This window comes from Haloglomus salinum (assembly GCF_024298825.1).
Lineage (GTDB): Archaea > Halobacteriota > Halobacteria > Halobacteriales > Haloarculaceae > Haloglomus > Haloglomus salinum.
The window spans coordinates 1,438,165-1,453,156 of the sequence record NZ_CP101153.1 but is presented as its reverse complement, the minus strand read 5'-3'; the positions used below and the strand labels follow the sequence as shown (position 1 = coordinate 1,453,156).

Sequence of the window (14,992 nt, the reverse complement as noted above, 5' to 3'; positions counted from 1 at the left end):
TCAGCCCTCCGGCCCGCCCGCGTCGGACTCCCCCATCCCAGCGTCCGCCACCGCGTTCGGCCGCGGGTCGTCGCCGGCGTCGCCGTTCGGTCCGGATACCACGTCCGTATCCAGCTGGGTCTGTCGCCCCTCGGCGGTCCGCGAGAGCAGGTCGACCGCCTCGACCAGCAGCCCGACCACCAGTGGCCCCGCGATGAAGCCGATGGGGCCGACGGTGAGCAGCCCGCCGGTGAAGCCGATGAAGTACAGCGAGGTCGGGAGGTGTGCCGCCCGACTCGCCAGCCGCGGCCGGATGATGGCGTCGGGGACGAGGCCGACGAAGACGGCGCCCAGCACTGCCACCAGCACCGCGCGCGTCGGCATCCCGGTGAGCAGGTCCACACCCGCCAGCACCGCGATGAGGACGCCCGGCCCCACGATGGGGATGAACTGGAGGATGCCCGCGAGCACGGCGAGCGTGAACGAGGCGCCGTAGCCCAGCCCCTCGAACACGACCAGTGCGACGGCGAACGTGCCCGCTGCCGTGGCGGCCTGCAGGACGTAGATGCCGTACAGCGTCTCGCGGACACGCCGGTCCAGCGCGACCAGTACATCGTGGTAGGCCGGCGGGGTCACGGAGAACACCGTCCGACCGACGGAGCCGGGGCGCACGAGGAGAGCGAACAGCAGGATGGCGAACAGGAACAGCTTCAGAGCGAGCACCGGTGCGACGGTCGCCACGTCGACGGCGAGCCCCTGCAGCGCGTTCCGGGCGGTTGCGAGGATTGCCGTCGTGTCCACGGTGTAGGTGAACTCCCCCAGCGGGACCGTCACCTCCGACGGGACCGTCCGGAGGAGAGTGAACAGCGACTCACGTCGGTTGTAGAGGACGAGTCCGAGCGCCCCCACGACGACGAGGACGACACCGAACGCGGCGCCGGTGACGAGCACGCTGGCCCAGTACGCCGGTATCCCACGGTCCACGAGTCGCTGATGGACCGGGTGGAGGACGTACGCGACCGTTATCGCGAAGAACACCGTCTGGAGGACGTCGAACAGCACCACCCCACAGACGAACAGCAACCCGACGACGAGGGCGGCGAGCAGCCGGCGGCGACGGCGAGCGAGTGACACGCGTTCCGGTTCCGCGCCAGGTGACAAAAAGTCACGCGTCGGGTTCCTGCTGGGGCCGCACGAGTGCTGCCGGTCCGCCGGTGTGCCCGGTCGCTCCGGGCCTGCTCACTCCGTACCGTCGCCGGCCGTCCCGCGGAAACGGTCCAGCCCGAGCGAGAGCATGTCCGGCGAGACCGGCTGGAACTCCTCGCGGTCCGGCCCGAGGTACTCACGGACGCTGTTCCACGTGTCGCGGGCGTAGCGCTCGTCCAGCAGCACCCGGACGCCCGTCTCCTCGGGACCCCGAATCACCCGCCCCACGGCCTGCCGGGCCTTCCGGACGGCGGGGACCGTGAGCGCGTACTCGAAGCCGTCACCGAACCGCCGGTCGTACGCCGTCCGGAGCGCCCGCGTCCGGGGGCTGGCGGTGTTGATGAGCGGCACCCCGCAGACCACGGCCGCGCTGAGCCGGTCACCGCGGTAGTCGACGCCCTCCGTCAGCGTCCCGCGGAGCGAGGTGACGAGGACCTTCCCGGACCCGTCGAAGAACTCCTGTTTAAGGTCCTCGGTCACGTCGTCCGCGGAGGACTCGTCGAGCAGGACCGGCTTGTCGACCGCGTCGCGGAGGTAGCCGGCGGCCCACTCGGCCTCGGCGTAGTTGGGCATCCCGACGAGGACGTTGCCCGACACCGTGGCGACCTCACGGAGTGCCGACGCGTGGATGCGCCGGGCCTCGGTCTCCTCGCCCGGCGCACCGCGGTTCTCGAAGGTGAATGGCGGCGCCGCGACCGCGAACGACTCGCGGTGCTCCGGCGGGAAGTCCAGTCCGTAGCTCCGGGTGATGACGGGCCGGTCCTCCTCGCGTTCGAGGTGGTTCAGTCCGGTCACCTCGGCGAAGGCGTCGAGCGGTTCGAGGGTCGCGCTCATCAGGACGCCGCCGCCGAACTCGTCGAGGCGCTCGGCGATGGCATCCCCTGGCAGGCAGTTGTGGAGCGCGAAGCGCGCGTTGTACGCCCGTCGCCACGAATCCGTCGGCTGGGCGTCGTCCCACGTCCGCTCGAGTTCGACCTCGCGGAAGTGGTCGACGTGGTCGGCACGCGCCCACGCGCCCAGTGCGCGCCCGACGGCGGGCGCGGTCCGTTTGGTGTCCTCCTCCTCGACGCTGTTCAGGATGCGCGCGGCGACGGCACACGCGCTCTCGGCACGCACCCAGTCTCGTTCGTCGTACCCCTCGTTCTCGGCCCACTGCGTGAGGTCGTCGGTACGGGGCCGTTCGGGGTCGCGCAGGGGAATCTCGTCGTCGGGGAGATCGTTGAGATTCGCCCGCCAACCCCGGTGCTCGCGGTCGAGGTACGACTCGACCTGCCGGGCGAGCTCCTCGCGGAGGTCGCGGAGGAACTGGCGCGTCCGCTGGAGGTCCTCCAGGTCGACCGTGGCGTCCGATAACTCGGCGCGGATGCGGTCGACGGGTCCCGTCTGGCGGCCGGTCTCGTCGGTCATCGTCAGCGGCTGGACGACCTGTGCGAGTTCGCTCTCGGCGTCGCGCAGCGAGACGTCCGCGATGCCGTCGCTGACGAGGTCGCGCACGCGCGGTTCGAGCATGTGGGCCTCGTCGCAGACGACGAACGTCTCGTCGTCCAGCAGCGCGCCCGTGAACGTCTCGACCGTTGTCGGGTCGAACGCGTGGTAGTAGTTCCCGACGACGACCTCTACCTCCGGGAGGAGCGCCCCCATCACGGAGTGCGGGCACGTCCCGGCGTCCACCGAGAGCCGCGTGAGTTCCTGTGCGTCGATGTGGCCGGTCTCCGTCCAGTCGAACGGGACCGCCTCGGCGGCCTCGCCGTCGTCGGGCAGGTCCTCGAGGAACTGCGCGTAGAACGGGCAGTACTCAACGTCGTTCCCGGATTCAGGTGTTCCCTCGGGATAGGGCGCCATCCCGCCCGCGGCCTCGAGGTAGTCCGCCGCGTCGCCGCCGCTCGCGCCCGAGTCGGCCAGCCCGACCTGCTGGGAGCGAGCCTGCGACGCGAGGTCCCCCGCGCTCGTGTCGTCCGCCAGCGCGCGCGTCCGCTCGCGGAGCCCCTCGCAGCGCTCGTAGACGTTCGAATCGTCGATGCCGCCCGTCCCGGCGACGTTGTACGCGCAGACGTCGGCCTTCCCGACCAGCGTGAGCCCGGAGACGGGGTTCCAGTCCGCGGGCAGGTTGTCGTTGATGATACGGAGGTCCTGTTCGAACTGTCGGAGCTGCTGTTTGACGCTCGTCAGCGCGAGGACGCGCTCGTACTGCGTGTCCGGGTCCCGGACCAGCTGGATGCCCGCGGTGAGCGCTAACAGCGTCTTTCCAGTTCCGCAGGCCCCCTCGATGACCGAGTAGCCAGAATCTTGTGCTACTTCAATCGTTTCTTCAATACCGTTTAGTTGCTCCCTGTAGGGGGATTCGTACGGAAAAATCGGCCCCCACGATTGATTATCGTCATCGTCGGTCATCTATCCCCTCCGGTAGCTCTGGTGTCATCTTCTCGGCGATGGAGTGGCAGCTGTGACACAACGTGATTAGATTCCCCATCCCATTCCGCTTTTCCGGGTCGTCGACGTTTCGAGCCTTTCGGACGTGGTGGACGGGGAGCTTCGAACCACGTTCGTCTTGATGTTCCCGCTGGGTCATCCCGCACAAACAGCAGCGATTGTCGTCTCGGTCCCGAACGGCCTCACGCTTCGCATCGTTCCATCCTTCGCCGTAGGCGTACTCTCCGCCCCTCCATCGAGGATGATCGTCGCCGACCATCTCGTAGTTGGTCAAGCCATGCTGCTGGAGGTGTTCGTATACGACTGTTGCTGAACAATCCAGTTCTTCCGCGATCTCCATCCCCGTGAGACCTCGATCGGTGTAGAGGTGGGTCATTCGGCTGGGGTCCGCCAACGTCTCTCTCGTTTCTTCCGACAGATGCCGCGGGATATCGATTTCGTGCTTGCGAAGCCACTCTGAGACCGTCCGGGCGGACGAATCGGCCTTCTCGGCGATGGTGGGGGTTGATAGCTCTTTTTCCACGTACTGTTCGCGGAGCCATCCCTCGTCTTCTAGTAGCTCGTTACGGTTGTGCTCCCCCGGTGTTCTGGTTTCGATTCCGTGCCGCCGAAGCCAGGCCCGGGTCTTCCATATGCTGCAGCCGGCTTCCTGTGCGACATCAGAAAGAGAGAGTCCTCGTTCCACGTACAGACCTCGGAGAAGTGATTCGTCGGAGAGCACACACGGCTCGGGCTGTCGCCCTGTTCGCTCTATCCCGAACCGCTCCAGCCAGTTCGAAACCGTCGGCCGACTGCATCCGAGCCTTTCAGCGATATCGTACGTACTCAGTCCTTCCTTGATGTAGAGTCGCCTGAGCCGGCTCTCTTCCTGCCAGGGTCGGCCATCTCTGGGATCTTCCCAGCTTTGTTCGTCGCTCGATGTGTCGGCCCCCTGGGTCACGAAATCGGTTCGGGCGTCACCGGTCATAGGCGTGTCGGGTCTTCGGCCGGGACTGGTATTTGAAGCTTTGTGCGGACGGGAAATTATGGGAATGTAACCCAATTTAGTTGATAATAATTCAAACAAATAGAATATGTGGGCGATTTTCAAAATCATATATCTATCGACAACAGGACCGGCTACGAAGCCCTCGCGCTCTCGACCACCCCGGGCCTCGTTGCGCGCGCTCGCTACGCTCGCGTGCTTGCGTCGGCCGGGAGGGTTCGAGAGCGCTCGCCTTCCGGCAGAGCAAGCTCTGCCGACCTTCGCCTCGCTTCGCTCGGCTCAGCTTCGAGTCCGCCAAGGGGACCGTTTCGGGTCGAGCGAGGCGCGTGGTGGTTCCAGCGGAGTGCGAGTGCCCCCACCCCTCCCCGCGCCGGCGCCGGTAGTGTTCGACTCGCTCGCTGCGCTCGCGGTCTCACACGCGGGTGGCACCGGCGCGCTTCCTGGTCCCGGAACCGGCTGGCCGACCAGTCCACGGGCCGGGAGCGCGTGGCCGAGCGCACGCGAGGCCCACGCGACCCGGGGAAGGGCAGGGCCGCCGCTCCGTGGAACGGTCAACGTCCTGGTGGAATCGAAGGGCGAGCGCGCTCAGCGGGTCCCCGGCGACGCAAGCACCGCAGTGGAGGGAGCGAAGCGACCGGAGCGAGGAGCGCAGCGAGCCGCGGGCCCCTGAGTGCGCGAGGGCTTCGTAGGTGGTTCTGTTGTCGCGTTCGTCGTAGTCGCGTTCGCTGTCGACGCGAGAGTCCAGAGAACCCAAGAAACCGTCCTAGAACCCGGTCAGCTTGTCCCGCTCGTACAGGTCCAGTTCGTGGACCATCGAGGGCGACTGCTTCGCGGCGAAGGCGATCGCGTCCGCCACTTCCGCTGGCTCGACCACCTCCCCCGGTTCGTAGCGCTCGGCCATCGTCTGGTCGCCGACCTCGAACTCGGTGCGAACCGCGGCGGGATTCACGACCGTCACGCCGACCCCGTCGTCGCCGACCTGCGCCGACACCGACTTCGCGAAGCCGCGGACCCACCACTTCGTCGCGGCGTACACCGGGTTGTACGGCCGCGGGTACTTGCCGGCGAACGAGCCGACGTAGACCAGGTGGCCGCCGGCCTCGCGGAGCGCCGGGAGCGCCGCGCGCGTGAGGTAGAACACGCCGTCCGTGTTGACCGCCATCATCCGGCGGTACTCGTCGTCGGTCATCGTCTCGATGGCCGACCCCGCGGCGACGCCGGCGTTCGCGACCACGACGTCCAGGCCGTCGAGTCGCTCGCGGGCCGCCGCGACCAGCGCCTCGACCTGCTCGGGGTCGGTCACGTCCGTCGGGACCACCTCGGCCGTGACGCCGTGGGCGTCGGCCACCTCGTCCGCCACCTCGCGGAGGCGTCCCTCGCGGCGGGCCGCGAGCACCACGTCGGCGCCGTCGCGCGCGAGGGTTCGGACCGTCTCCCGACCGATTCCCGAGGAGGCACCCGTCACGAGCGCCGTCATTCCCCCCAGTGCGCCGCCGGCTGTGTCGTCGCTCATCGGCCCGCGGTCCGCCTGCGTGCGGTATGGCTCTTGTGGGGGTGTGTTGGCGGTCTCCCGCCCGCCACGGCTAAGCCCGACCCGGACCACGCTGGCGTGTGCTCGCAGACCGCGCTGCCATCCTGCCCGACCGCGAACCCATCCGCGCGACCGGCGTTGCCGTCTCCGAGTTCGACGGCACTCCGTACGTCCTCGTCGGGGGCTACGGCGAAGCGAACCGGCTGTTCCGGGGCACCGCACCCGGCGCGGCCGGCAGCCCCCTCACCGAACTCGCCGACGTGGTGGCCGAACTCCGGGACGCGACGGCCACCGGCGGCGACCCGTACGGTGAGGGCGAGGCGGTCGCCGACCCGAGCGGACACGCGGTCGGTATCGCCGCCGCGGATGTCGACGCGGACGGCGAGGAGGAGTGGTACGTCCACAACGCCGGTCCGTTCGCCCGCGAGGTGGTCGAACCGGGCGCGCAGGGCGACCTCGGCTCGCCCGAACCCGACCGCCTGCTCGACCCGCACGGCGCGGACGGCCTCGACGGCTGGCTCGACCTGCTGGCCGACGGCCGCAATCGACGGGGCCGGAACCTCCGGGTCGGCCGCTCGGTCGCGGCGCTCGACCGGACCGGCGACGGAACCTACGCCTTCCTCGTCACGGGTGACGCCTCCCCCGCGCGCCTCCAGACCGTTACGACCGGGCGCGTGACCGACCGCGCCGGCGACCTGGGCGTCGACTTCCTCGGCGGCGGCCGCTCGGTGCTCGCCGGTCCCGTCCGACCCGTGGAGACCGCGATAGACGAGGGGGTCCGGATGGACCTCTTTCTCGGGATGGAGCGCGGTCCGAACCTGCTCCTGCGGAACGACGGCGGCGGCTTCACGGACTTCGCACCCGAGATAGGTGTCTCGGACACGCACGGCAACGCCCGCGGCGTCGCGCTGGTCGACTGCGGTGGGGGGCTGGGGCTCGCGCTCGGCAACGACGACGGCCACAACCGGCTGTGGCGGCTGGGCGACGGAGCCGCCGTCGACATCACGCCGGCTGCGTTCGCCGAGCCCGGGCCCGTCCGGGCGATACTGGCGGCGGACCTCGACAACGACGGCCGACAGGAGCTGTTCGTGGGCTGTCACGGGGCGCCGAACCGACTCCTCCGGCGTGTCGGGGACCGGGCGGCGGCCGACGGCGAGACCGGGTGGGTGGCCGCCGACCCCGGCCCGGCCGCCGACCCCGACCGCCCGACGACGGGCGCCGTCGCGGCGGACCTCGACGGCGACGGCGCGCTCGAACTGCTCGTCGCGCACGGCGGCACGGACGGCGAACCGCTGGCCGTCTACGGCGTGCCGGACGCGAACGACGCGGGCTGGCTCCGGGTCCGGCCCCGTACCCGACACGGCGCTCCGGCCCGCGGTGCGCGCGTCACGCTAGTGACCGGGGCTGGGCCACCCCAGCATCGCGTCGTCGACGCCGGCTCCGGCTACCTCTCGCAGGGCGAGCCGGTCGCCCACTTCGGCCTCGGCGACCGGACGCCGGCGCGGGTCACGGTCGCGTGGCCGGACGGTGGGACCACCGCCACCGTCGAGGCGCCCGCCGCGGAGCAGGTGCTCGACGTGCCGTTTCCGGCGTAGCGTGCCGACCGGGTGGCTCACCGCAGGGTCGCCTCGATGAGCTGCCGGTGGCCGCGCCGGAGCCGCCCGGCGAGTGCCTGCCGGGAGATGCCGAGGTCGGCGGCGATGTCCGCCAGCGTCGCGCCCCGGTCCGGGTCGAAGTAGCCGGCCTCGTGCGCGGCGATGAGCGCCGCGCGCTGTGGCTCGGTCAGCCCGTACTGGGGGAACGCCCCGCCCTCGTCGGTGCGGTAGAGGCTCTCGACCTGAAGGTCGATACCCTTCCCCTGACAGGTTTCGACGTACTCGCGGAGCGCCGCGCGCGTCGGCACACGCGCCCGGATGCGGGTCCGCTGGTGGGTCGAGCGCATCTCCAGATAGACGATGTCGTTGGCGGCGGCGTCGAGGTAGGTCATCCGCGTCTTCATCTCGCCGGTGAAGCTCACCCGGTAGAGCCGGCGGTCCGACAGCGCCGTCAGGCAGGTGAACGAGGCCACGGTCGGGTCCACGGTCAGGGCGGCGTCCAGCCGGCCGAGGTCGCCCCCCTCGGCCCAGAAGAGGTACTTCGCGGGCCCGTCCTCGACCAGCTGGAGGTCCTCCATCCGGAAGGTCGTCTCCGGGACCGCCCCCGCGGTCGCCTCCATGAGTGGGGAGCTGAGCGATATCTCGGCGATGAGGCTCATACCCGCCACTGGCCGGGTGGAAAGATAAGCGCCGGTGTCGAGCCTGTGGCCACGACCTGGTGGCTACGACCCGGCGGTGGTGGGGCCCTGACGGGAGCGACGTGTGTGTCTGGGCCGAAACGGAACTTGGTAGCTAACGATGGATTCTCCCGTTCAGTCCCCGCGTCGTCCGAGACGAGCCAGGGGCCTCAGCAGTGGTATTGACTATGCAAGGTTTGATATACTTCTACAGCTCTCGCTCCACCACGTACCCCCATCGCTCCATCCCTTCGGCCTCGTAGAACGACAGCGCGTCCTCGTTGTCGAGACGGTTGGCGAGTGCGACGTACTCGCAGTCCCGCTCGTCGGCCCAGCGCTCGACGAACGCCAGCAGTTCGGCGCCGAACCCCGACGACCGCCGGGGCTCGTCCACCACGAGGTCGTGGACCCAGGCGTGGCGCCGATGGTGGAGGATGCGATGGACGGAGACCCCGACGACGCCGACGAGCGTGTCAGGGTCGCCGTCCGCGCCGTTCGTGCCGTTTGCGCCGTCAGTACCGTCTGCGTCGTCCACGCCGCCGTCGGTGACGTACAGCCCGAACAGGCGATAGTCGTCCTCCCCGCGCCACGAGCGGATGAACGCCGGGTCGGCGTCGCTCCAGAGCTGTCCCAGCAGCGGCACCGCCGCGTCCCACTCCGCGTCCGTGGTCAGTTCCCGCACCGCCGTGGCAGGGTCGTTCGCTGTCCGCTCGCTGTCGTCAGGGGCCATGTGGCTGCCGTGTGGTGTCCCCGTGGTCAGTGCTACGCCCGGCTGGGAAGTGATACCGTGGCGGGGTCCTACGGTCCCGGTCGGCATCGGTGTCGCGCTGCCACACGTTTTAGCCGGTCCCGCGCCAATACGAGGTATGCGCGTCGTCTCGCTCCTCCCGTCCGCGACGGAGATCGTCTACGCCCTCGGCATCGAGCCGGTGGGCGTCTCCCACGAGTGCGACCACCCGCCCGAGGCCGCGGACCTGCCCAGCGTCGTCGAGACGCACGTCGACCCCGAGGCCTCGAGCGCCGACATCAACGAGCAGGTCGCGCAGGCCGAGCGAGCCGGCGGTGTCTACGACCTCGACCTCGCGACGCTGGAACGGCTCGACCCGGACGTGGTCGTCTCGCAGGGTATCTGTGACGTGTGTGCCGTCGACCGCGTGCTCGTGCGCGAGGCCGTCGACGAACTGGGGCTGGACTGCGAGGTCGTCACGACGGACCCACACTCGCTGGACGACGTGTTCGACGACATCGAGCGTATCGGGGCTGCGCTGGACCGGCCGGCGGCGGCCGCGGACCTCGTGGTCGACCTGCGCGAGCGGGTCGGGCACGTGCGGGCGCTGACGGACGACGTTCCGACGGACGAGCGCCCTCGCGTCGCGGTGCTGGACTGGCTCGCCCCCGTGATGGTCGCCGGCCACTGGATGCCCGAACTGGTCGAGTGGGCCGGCGGCGAGTACGGCATGGCCGAGCACGGAGCCGAGTCCCGCCCCCGCGAGTGGGCCGAGGTCCGCGAGTACGACCCCGAGGTGCTGGTCGCCGCACCTTGCGGGTTCGAACTCGACCAGACGTTCGAGAACCTCGACGACCTCACGGGTCGCGAGGGGTTCGGCGACCTGGCCGCGGTCCGCGAGGAGCGGGCGTTCGCGATGGATGGCCACCACCTCGTCAACCGCCCCGGGCCGCGCCTCGTCGAGACGCTGGAGTACCTCGCGTGGGTGCTGCATCCCGAGCGGTTCGACGAGCCCCCGGCCGACGCCGTCCGACCGCTGGCGCGGACGGTGGCCTGATGCTCCGTCTCGCCCCGTCGGTCCGCGAGGATATCCTCGCACACGCACGCGGAGGCGTACCCGAGGAGGTGTGCGGCGTCCTCGCTGGACGACACGGCGCGGCGGCCGACGGCGAGGCCTCGACCGCCCACGAGTCGGCCCGCGCGACCAACGCCGCCGACTCGCCACGGAACCGGTACGAACTCGACCCCGCCGAGCAGCTGGAACTGATGCGCGAGCTGGAAGCGGACGGCGACGAGGTCGTCGGCTTCTACCACTCGCACCCCCGCGGCCCGCCGGCCCCGAGCAACGTCGACGCCCACGAGGCGACGTGGGAGGGGTACAGCTACGTCATCGTCTCGCTGGGTGCCGCCGACCCCGACGTGCGGTCCTGGCGCTGGACGGGCGAGCGGTTCGAACGGGAACCGGTCCGGGCCGTCGACTCGTGAGGCTCCGGATTTCTACGATAGTCTCTGATTCTGCCGGATAATCTGTAGGTATTCTATTTGTCTGTGGCTCTCGTCTCAATCAGCGGCGATAGAACAGGTGTCTCGGTACTCGACCTCGTGGACGGACTCGATGCCGCCGGGCTGACAGACCGGGCAGTCCGGCCGCGGTTCGACCTGTATCTCGCGGAAGGTCATGTCCTCGGCGTCGTAGAACACCATCCGGCCGTCGAGCGTCTCCCCGTGGTCGAGCACGAGTTTGACGGCCTCGGTGGCCATCACGCAGCCGACCGTCCCGGGAAGGACCCCGAGGACGCCGGCGGTGGCGCAGTCCGGGACCGTGCCGGGTTCGGGGGCCTCCGGGAACAGGCACCGGTAGCAGGGGCCGTTGTCGCCCCCTTCGACCGGCGAATCGGCGGCTTCGCCGTCTTCTCCCACCGCCTCCGGCGGCGAGCGGGCCTCGAAGGTGGTCATCTGCCCCTCGAACCGGAGGATGGCGCCGTGGACGAACGGGACGCCGGCGAGCGTGCAGGCGTCGTTGACCAGATAGCGGGTGGCGAAGTTGTCCGAGCCGTCGACGACGAGGTCGTACTCGTCGAGGAGGCCCTCGATGTTGTCGGGCGTGACGCGGGTCTCGTGGGGCTCGACGTCGATGTCGGGGTTCTGCCGGGCGACGAACTCCTTCGCTGACTCGACCTTCGGGCGCCCCACGTCGGGGTCGCCGTGGATGACCTGGCGCTGGAGGTTCGAGCGTTCGACGACGTCGTCGTCGGCGATACCGAGCGTGCCGACGCCAGCCGCCGCGAGGTACTGGATGACGGGCGAGCCGAGGCCGCCGGCACCGATACAGAGGACCCGGGCGTCCAGTAGCCGGCCCTGTCCCTCCGGGCCGACCTCGTCCATGATGACGTGCCGGGAGTAGCGGTCGAGCTGCTCCGGCGTGAGGTCGAGTGACATACGCCGCCGTAGGGCGAGTGGGCGAATAAGCGCGGGGGTCGCGCGCCGGGATGGCAGCCACCGCGTGGGCTGTTCCCGACGGACACTATCCACCAGAAAGTTTATTACCGATAACGTTTCCACCCTACATACGTCCCCACGGGACGGGGCATGGTAGACTCATCTCCATCCCACTGCACCCTACTATTAAGGGGGACGCACCCGTAGAGACGGGTGCACTATGGCGGGACCGACAAGCGACATACAGACCATTGCACTGGGAATCGGCACCCTCGGCATGGCGCTCGGCACCCTCGCGTTCATCGCGATGGGGTCGGGCGAGACCAACGAACGGAAACAGGAGTTCTTCATCATCACCACGTTCATCACGGGTATCGCCGCCGTGGCGTACTTCTCGATGTTCCAGGGGTTCGGCGTCATCGAGGTGACGCTGGCCGGTGGTGGTGAGACACTCACCATCTACTGGGCCCGGTACGCCGACTGGCTGTTCACGACCCCGCTGCTTCTGCTCGACCTCGGCTTGCTCGCCGGGGCCGACCGGAACACCATCGCCACGCTTGTCGGCCTGGACGTCGGGATGATCGTGACCGGTCTCGCCGGCGCACTGGCGACCGGTGCGGGTAGCCCGCTCAGTCCGGCGGGGACCCGAATCGCGTGGTGGGGCATCAGCTGTGGATTCTTCGTCGTGCTGCTGTACTACCTGGTGTCGACGCTCAGCAGCGTCGCGGCCCAGCGCTCGGGTGATGTCGCGAGCCTGTTCAGCACGCTCCGCAACCTCGTCATCGTCCTGTGGACGGCGTACCCCATCGTGTGGATTATCGGCACGGAGGGGACGCTGGACCTCGTCGGCCTCGGTGTCGAGACGGTGCTGTTCATGGTCCTCGACCTGGCCGCGAAGGTCGGCTTCGGCTTCATCCTGCTCCGAAGCCGTGACGTGCTGGACCAGGCTGCCGCAGCCTCCGAGGCCGCGGCCGCCGACTGACGACGACCGGCACGGACCACCTGCCGGCGCCGGTGCCGGCGGCTCGTATCGCCCGGCAGCTATCGCCGGACTCATGCGACCACCACGGCGTTCTTTCCGATACCATACCCGATGACGACCCTTACGTACCTCCAGTTCCACCTCGTGTTCCTCGGCGGGCCGTTGCTCGTCTTCGCCGCGGCCACCGCTCGCGGGGTGGCACTTCGGGTCGGCCCACCGGCGGTCGCGCCGCCACGAGTCCGACTCGCCGGGCGATCGCTGGACGCGCGGGTCGTCGGTGTCCTCATCATGGCGGTGCTGGCGTTCGTCTACACCACGCCGTGGGACAGCTACCTCATCCGGCAGGGGGCGTGGCGCTACGGCGAGGGCGCCGTCGTCGCACGATTCCTCGCGGTACCGCTGGGCGAGTACCTGTTCTTCGTCCTCCAGCCGGTGCTGACGGCGCTGTGGCTCTACCTGCTCCCCGCGGGGCCGCCCGAGCGGTCGGTACGGGCGGACGGGGGCACGGCGCTCGCACGTGACCGACTCGATGCCACGCCCGGACAGCGTGCCCTCGGCGCCGGCGTCGGTGGCCTGATTGCGCTCGGCGGCTGGTTCGCGCTCGCGCTGGAGGGCGGGTTCTACCTCGGGACGCTCCTGCTGTGGGCGGCGCCCGTGCTCGCCATCCAGTGGGCGTTCGGCTGGCCGTACCTCTGGGCGCGGCGGCGGGTGGTCGCGCTGGCCGTGGCCGTCCCGACGCTGTACCTCTGGGTAGCCGACCGGGTCGCGCTCGCGCTGGGCGTCTGGGAACTCTCCCCGGACCTGACGACGGGCTATGCCGTCCCGTTGCTGGGGCTCCCAGTCGAGGAGGCCGCGTTCTTCCTCCTGACGAACGTGTTCGTCGTGCAGGGACTCGTGCTCTGGCTCTGGGTGGCCGACCGATGGCTGTGAGAGAACTGGCGGTGTCCGGTCGGGTCCGAGAGACGCTCGCTGGCGGCGCGCTCGCGCCAGCGTGGGTCGCCCACGGGCTGCTTGTCGTCCCCTTCCTCCTCGGCGTCGAGGTGCCGCTCGCGCTCCAGTACGCGCCGCTGGCTGTGAGCGTTCTCGTCCTGGGGCTCCCCCACGGCGCCGTCGACCACCTCGCCGTCCCGCGGGTCCGTGACCGGCCGGTCACGCTCCGGGCACTCGCGGGCGTCGGCGCCCTCTACGGGCTGCTCGGCGGCGCCTACCTCGCGCTGTGGTTCCTCGCACCCGTTCCGGCGTTCCTGCTGTTCATCGCCATCACCTGGGCCCACTGGGGGCAGGGCGACGTGTACACCCTGCTGGCGCTCGCGGATGTCGGCCACCTCCGCTCGCGGGCCCAGCGCGTCGCTACCGCGGCGGTTCGCGGCGGGCTGCCGATGCTCGTGCCGCTGCTCTCGTATCCGGGGCAGTACCGCCGCGTCGCACGGGCGTTGACCGGCCGGTTCGGCGTCGCCCCGTCGGCGCTGGCCCCCCTGTTCCGGGTCGAGACGCGACTCGCGCTCGGCGCGGCTTTCGCCGCCCTGACGCTCGGGACGCTCGCCGTGGGGCTGGCACGCGCGACGGACGGGTTCCGCGATTCGGGCTGGCGGGTCGATGCCGGCGAGACGGCCCTGCTCTGGGCGTTCTTCCTCGCCGTGCCGCCCGTCCTCGCGGTGGGTGTCTACTTCTGCCTCTGGCACTCGCTCCGGCACATCGCGCGCCTGGTGTTACTCGACGGGGACGCGGTGGCGGGCCTGCGGGCCGGGTCGCTCGCCCCGGCGCTCCGCGGGTTCGCGCGCGATGCGGCACCCCTGACGGCCGTCTCGGTCGTTTTCCTCGCGGCGTTCTACTACCTCGTTCCGGTGCGCCCTGCGAACGTCGAGGCGGCCGTCGGGCTGTATCTCGTGCTCATCGCCGTGCTGACGCTCCCTCACGTCGTCGTGGTCGCGCTGCTGGACCGCGCGCAGGGGGTGTGGAACGTGTCCGATTCCGGGTAGTCCGCCCGTTCGGCGGTCGGAGACGGACGGCCTACTCCTCGTCGTACTTCAGCGCCACGCCGTTGATGCAGAAGCGCTTGCCCGTCGGCTCGGGGCCGTCGTCGAAGACGTGGCCCAGGTGGCCGCCGCACTCGGCACAGACGACCTCGGTGCGGACCATCCCGTGGCTGCGGTCCTCGCGGAGTTCGACGGCGCCGTCGTTGGCGTCGTAGAAGGAGGGCCAGCCCGTGCCGGAGCCGAACTTCGTGTCGCCGTCGAACAGCTCGGCGCCACAGCCCGCGCAGTCGAACGCGCCGTCGCCTTTCACGTCGATGAGGTCGCTGGAGAACTTCGGCTCGGTCCCCTGCTCACGGAGCACGCGGTACTCCTCCTCGGTGAGGACCTCGCGCCACTCCTCGTCGGTCTCGGGCAGCTGCGTGTCTGACTCGCTCATACCCGCTGTAGGGGTCGTGGCCCCTTCCC

At 69.9% G+C, this 14,992-nt stretch carries 14 protein-coding genes; 6 read left to right on the top strand and 8 right to left on the bottom strand.

Translation table 11 applies throughout. The features are described 5' to 3' along the window. From NL115_RS07115 to NL115_RS07100, 4 genes are all read right to left on the bottom strand, one after another. Complete coding sequence (locus NL115_RS07115; protein ID WP_254832488.1) at nucleotides 1–1,113, bottom strand: AI-2E family transporter; 1,113 nt, start codon at nucleotides 1,111–1,113, stop codon at nucleotides 1–3. A 105-nt stretch (nucleotides 1,114–1,218) separates the two neighbouring features. Further along, nucleotides 1,219–3,576, bottom strand: a complete 2,358-nt coding sequence (locus NL115_RS07110; RefSeq protein WP_254832487.1) for an ATP-dependent DNA helicase — start codon at nucleotides 3,574–3,576, stop codon at nucleotides 1,219–1,221. Beyond that, the gene (locus NL115_RS07105; RefSeq protein WP_254832486.1) at nucleotides 3,563–4,555 is read right to left on the bottom strand and encodes a helix-turn-helix domain-containing protein; all 993 of its coding nucleotides are present in this window, start codon (nucleotides 4,553–4,555) and stop codon (nucleotides 3,563–3,565) included. Before NL115_RS07105 ends, NL115_RS07110 begins: the two co-directional genes overlap by 14 nt. Before the next feature lie 808 nt (nucleotides 4,556–5,363). After that, nucleotides 5,364–6,113, bottom strand: coding sequence for an SDR family oxidoreductase (locus tag NL115_RS07100; RefSeq protein ID WP_254832485.1), 750 nt, complete (start codon nucleotides 6,111–6,113; stop codon nucleotides 5,364–5,366). 98 nt (nucleotides 6,114–6,211) lie between these two features. Between NL115_RS07100 and NL115_RS07095 the strand changes: the two genes are divergently transcribed. Beyond that, nucleotides 6,212–7,726 (top strand): CRTAC1 family protein, encoded by a 1,515-nt coding sequence (locus NL115_RS07095; RefSeq protein ID WP_254832484.1) that lies wholly within the window; start codon nucleotides 6,212–6,214, stop codon nucleotides 7,724–7,726. A 17-nt stretch (nucleotides 7,727–7,743) separates the two neighbouring features. Here the strand turns inward: NL115_RS07095 and NL115_RS07090 are convergent, their stop codons facing one another. Both NL115_RS07090 and NL115_RS07085 read right to left on the bottom strand, forming a co-directional pair. Continuing rightward, nucleotides 7,744–8,385 carry a helix-turn-helix domain-containing protein gene (locus tag NL115_RS07090; RefSeq protein WP_254832483.1) on the bottom strand — a complete coding sequence of 214 codons (642 nt, stop codon included), beginning with the start codon at nucleotides 8,383–8,385 and terminating at the stop codon, nucleotides 7,744–7,746. A gap of 226 nt (nucleotides 8,386–8,611) precedes the next feature. Beyond that, the gene (locus tag NL115_RS07085) at nucleotides 8,612–9,133 is read right to left on the bottom strand and encodes a GNAT family N-acetyltransferase (RefSeq protein ID WP_254832482.1); all 522 of its coding nucleotides are present in this window, start codon (nucleotides 9,131–9,133) and stop codon (nucleotides 8,612–8,614) included. A 136-nt stretch (nucleotides 9,134–9,269) separates the two neighbouring features. On the opposite strand from NL115_RS07085, the gene NL115_RS07080 reads away from it, so the two are divergent. Beyond that, nucleotides 9,270–10,187, top strand: coding sequence for an ABC transporter substrate-binding protein (locus NL115_RS07080; RefSeq protein ID WP_254832481.1), 918 nt, complete (start codon nucleotides 9,270–9,272; stop codon nucleotides 10,185–10,187). Further along, nucleotides 10,187–10,615: a desampylase gene (locus tag NL115_RS07075; protein WP_254832480.1), complete on the top strand. Its 429-nt coding sequence runs from the start codon at nucleotides 10,187–10,189 to the stop codon at nucleotides 10,613–10,615. The genes NL115_RS07080 and NL115_RS07075 overlap by 1 nt, the downstream gene beginning before the upstream one ends. A 75-nt stretch (nucleotides 10,616–10,690) precedes the next feature. On the opposite strand, the gene NL115_RS07070 is transcribed toward NL115_RS07075, so the two are convergent. Continuing rightward, the gene (locus tag NL115_RS07070; RefSeq protein ID WP_254832479.1) at nucleotides 10,691–11,569 is read right to left on the bottom strand and encodes a HesA/MoeB/ThiF family protein; all 879 of its coding nucleotides are present in this window, start codon (nucleotides 11,567–11,569) and stop codon (nucleotides 10,691–10,693) included. A 220-nt stretch (nucleotides 11,570–11,789) separates the two neighbouring features. On the opposite strand from NL115_RS07070, the gene NL115_RS07065 reads away from it, so the two are divergent. From NL115_RS07065 to NL115_RS07055, 3 genes are all read left to right on the top strand, one after another. Beyond that, the gene (locus tag NL115_RS07065) at nucleotides 11,790–12,551 is read left to right on the top strand and encodes a bacteriorhodopsin (RefSeq protein ID WP_254832478.1); all 762 of its coding nucleotides are present in this window, start codon (nucleotides 11,790–11,792) and stop codon (nucleotides 12,549–12,551) included. Between the two features lie 111 nt (nucleotides 12,552–12,662). After that, nucleotides 12,663–13,481 carry a lycopene cyclase domain-containing protein gene (locus NL115_RS07060; RefSeq protein ID WP_254832477.1) on the top strand — a complete coding sequence of 273 codons (819 nt, stop codon included), beginning with the start codon at nucleotides 12,663–12,665 and terminating at the stop codon, nucleotides 13,479–13,481. After that, the gene (locus NL115_RS07055; protein WP_254832476.1) at nucleotides 13,472–14,530 is read left to right on the top strand and encodes a Brp/Blh family beta-carotene 15,15'-dioxygenase; all 1,059 of its coding nucleotides are present in this window, start codon (nucleotides 13,472–13,474) and stop codon (nucleotides 14,528–14,530) included. Before NL115_RS07060 ends, NL115_RS07055 begins: the two co-directional genes overlap by 10 nt. Nucleotides 14,531–14,561: 31 nt before the next feature. Here the strand turns inward: NL115_RS07055 and msrB are convergent, their stop codons facing one another. Further along, nucleotides 14,562–14,963 (bottom strand): peptide-methionine (R)-S-oxide reductase MsrB, encoded by a 402-nt coding sequence (gene msrB / locus NL115_RS07050; RefSeq protein WP_254832475.1) that lies wholly within the window; start codon nucleotides 14,961–14,963, stop codon nucleotides 14,562–14,564. Nucleotides 14,964–14,992: the final 29 nt, after the last annotated feature.

Bases quoted from the DNA above. Each gene is read 5' to 3' on its own strand.
- NL115_RS07110 (WP_254832487.1), bottom strand. From the start codon at position 3,576: ATGACCGACGATGACGATAATCAATCGTGGGGGCCGATTTTTCCGTAC.
- NL115_RS07100 (WP_254832485.1), bottom strand. From the start codon at position 6,113: ATGAGCGACGACACAGCCGGCGGCGCACTGGGGGGAATGACGGCGCTC.
- NL115_RS07090 (WP_254832483.1), bottom strand. From the start codon at position 8,385: ATGAGCCTCATCGCCGAGATATCGCTCAGCTCCCCACTCATGGAGGCG.
- NL115_RS07085 (WP_254832482.1), bottom strand. From the start codon at position 9,133: ATGGCCCCTGACGACAGCGAGCGGACAGCGAACGACCCTGCCACGGCG.
- NL115_RS07080 (WP_254832481.1), top strand. From the start codon at position 9,270: ATGCGCGTCGTCTCGCTCCTCCCGTCCGCGACGGAGATCGTCTACGCC.
- NL115_RS07075 (WP_254832480.1), top strand. From the start codon at position 10,187: ATGCTCCGTCTCGCCCCGTCGGTCCGCGAGGATATCCTCGCACACGCA.
- NL115_RS07070 (WP_254832479.1), bottom strand. From the start codon at position 11,569: ATGTCACTCGACCTCACGCCGGAGCAGCTCGACCGCTACTCCCGGCAC.
- NL115_RS07065 (WP_254832478.1), top strand. From the start codon at position 11,790: ATGGCGGGACCGACAAGCGACATACAGACCATTGCACTGGGAATCGGC.
- NL115_RS07060 (WP_254832477.1), top strand. From the start codon at position 12,663: ATGACGACCCTTACGTACCTCCAGTTCCACCTCGTGTTCCTCGGCGGG.
- NL115_RS07055 (WP_254832476.1), top strand. From the start codon at position 13,472: ATGGCTGTGAGAGAACTGGCGGTGTCCGGTCGGGTCCGAGAGACGCTC.
- msrB (WP_254832475.1), bottom strand. From the start codon at position 14,963: ATGAGCGAGTCAGACACGCAGCTGCCCGAGACCGACGAGGAGTGGCGC.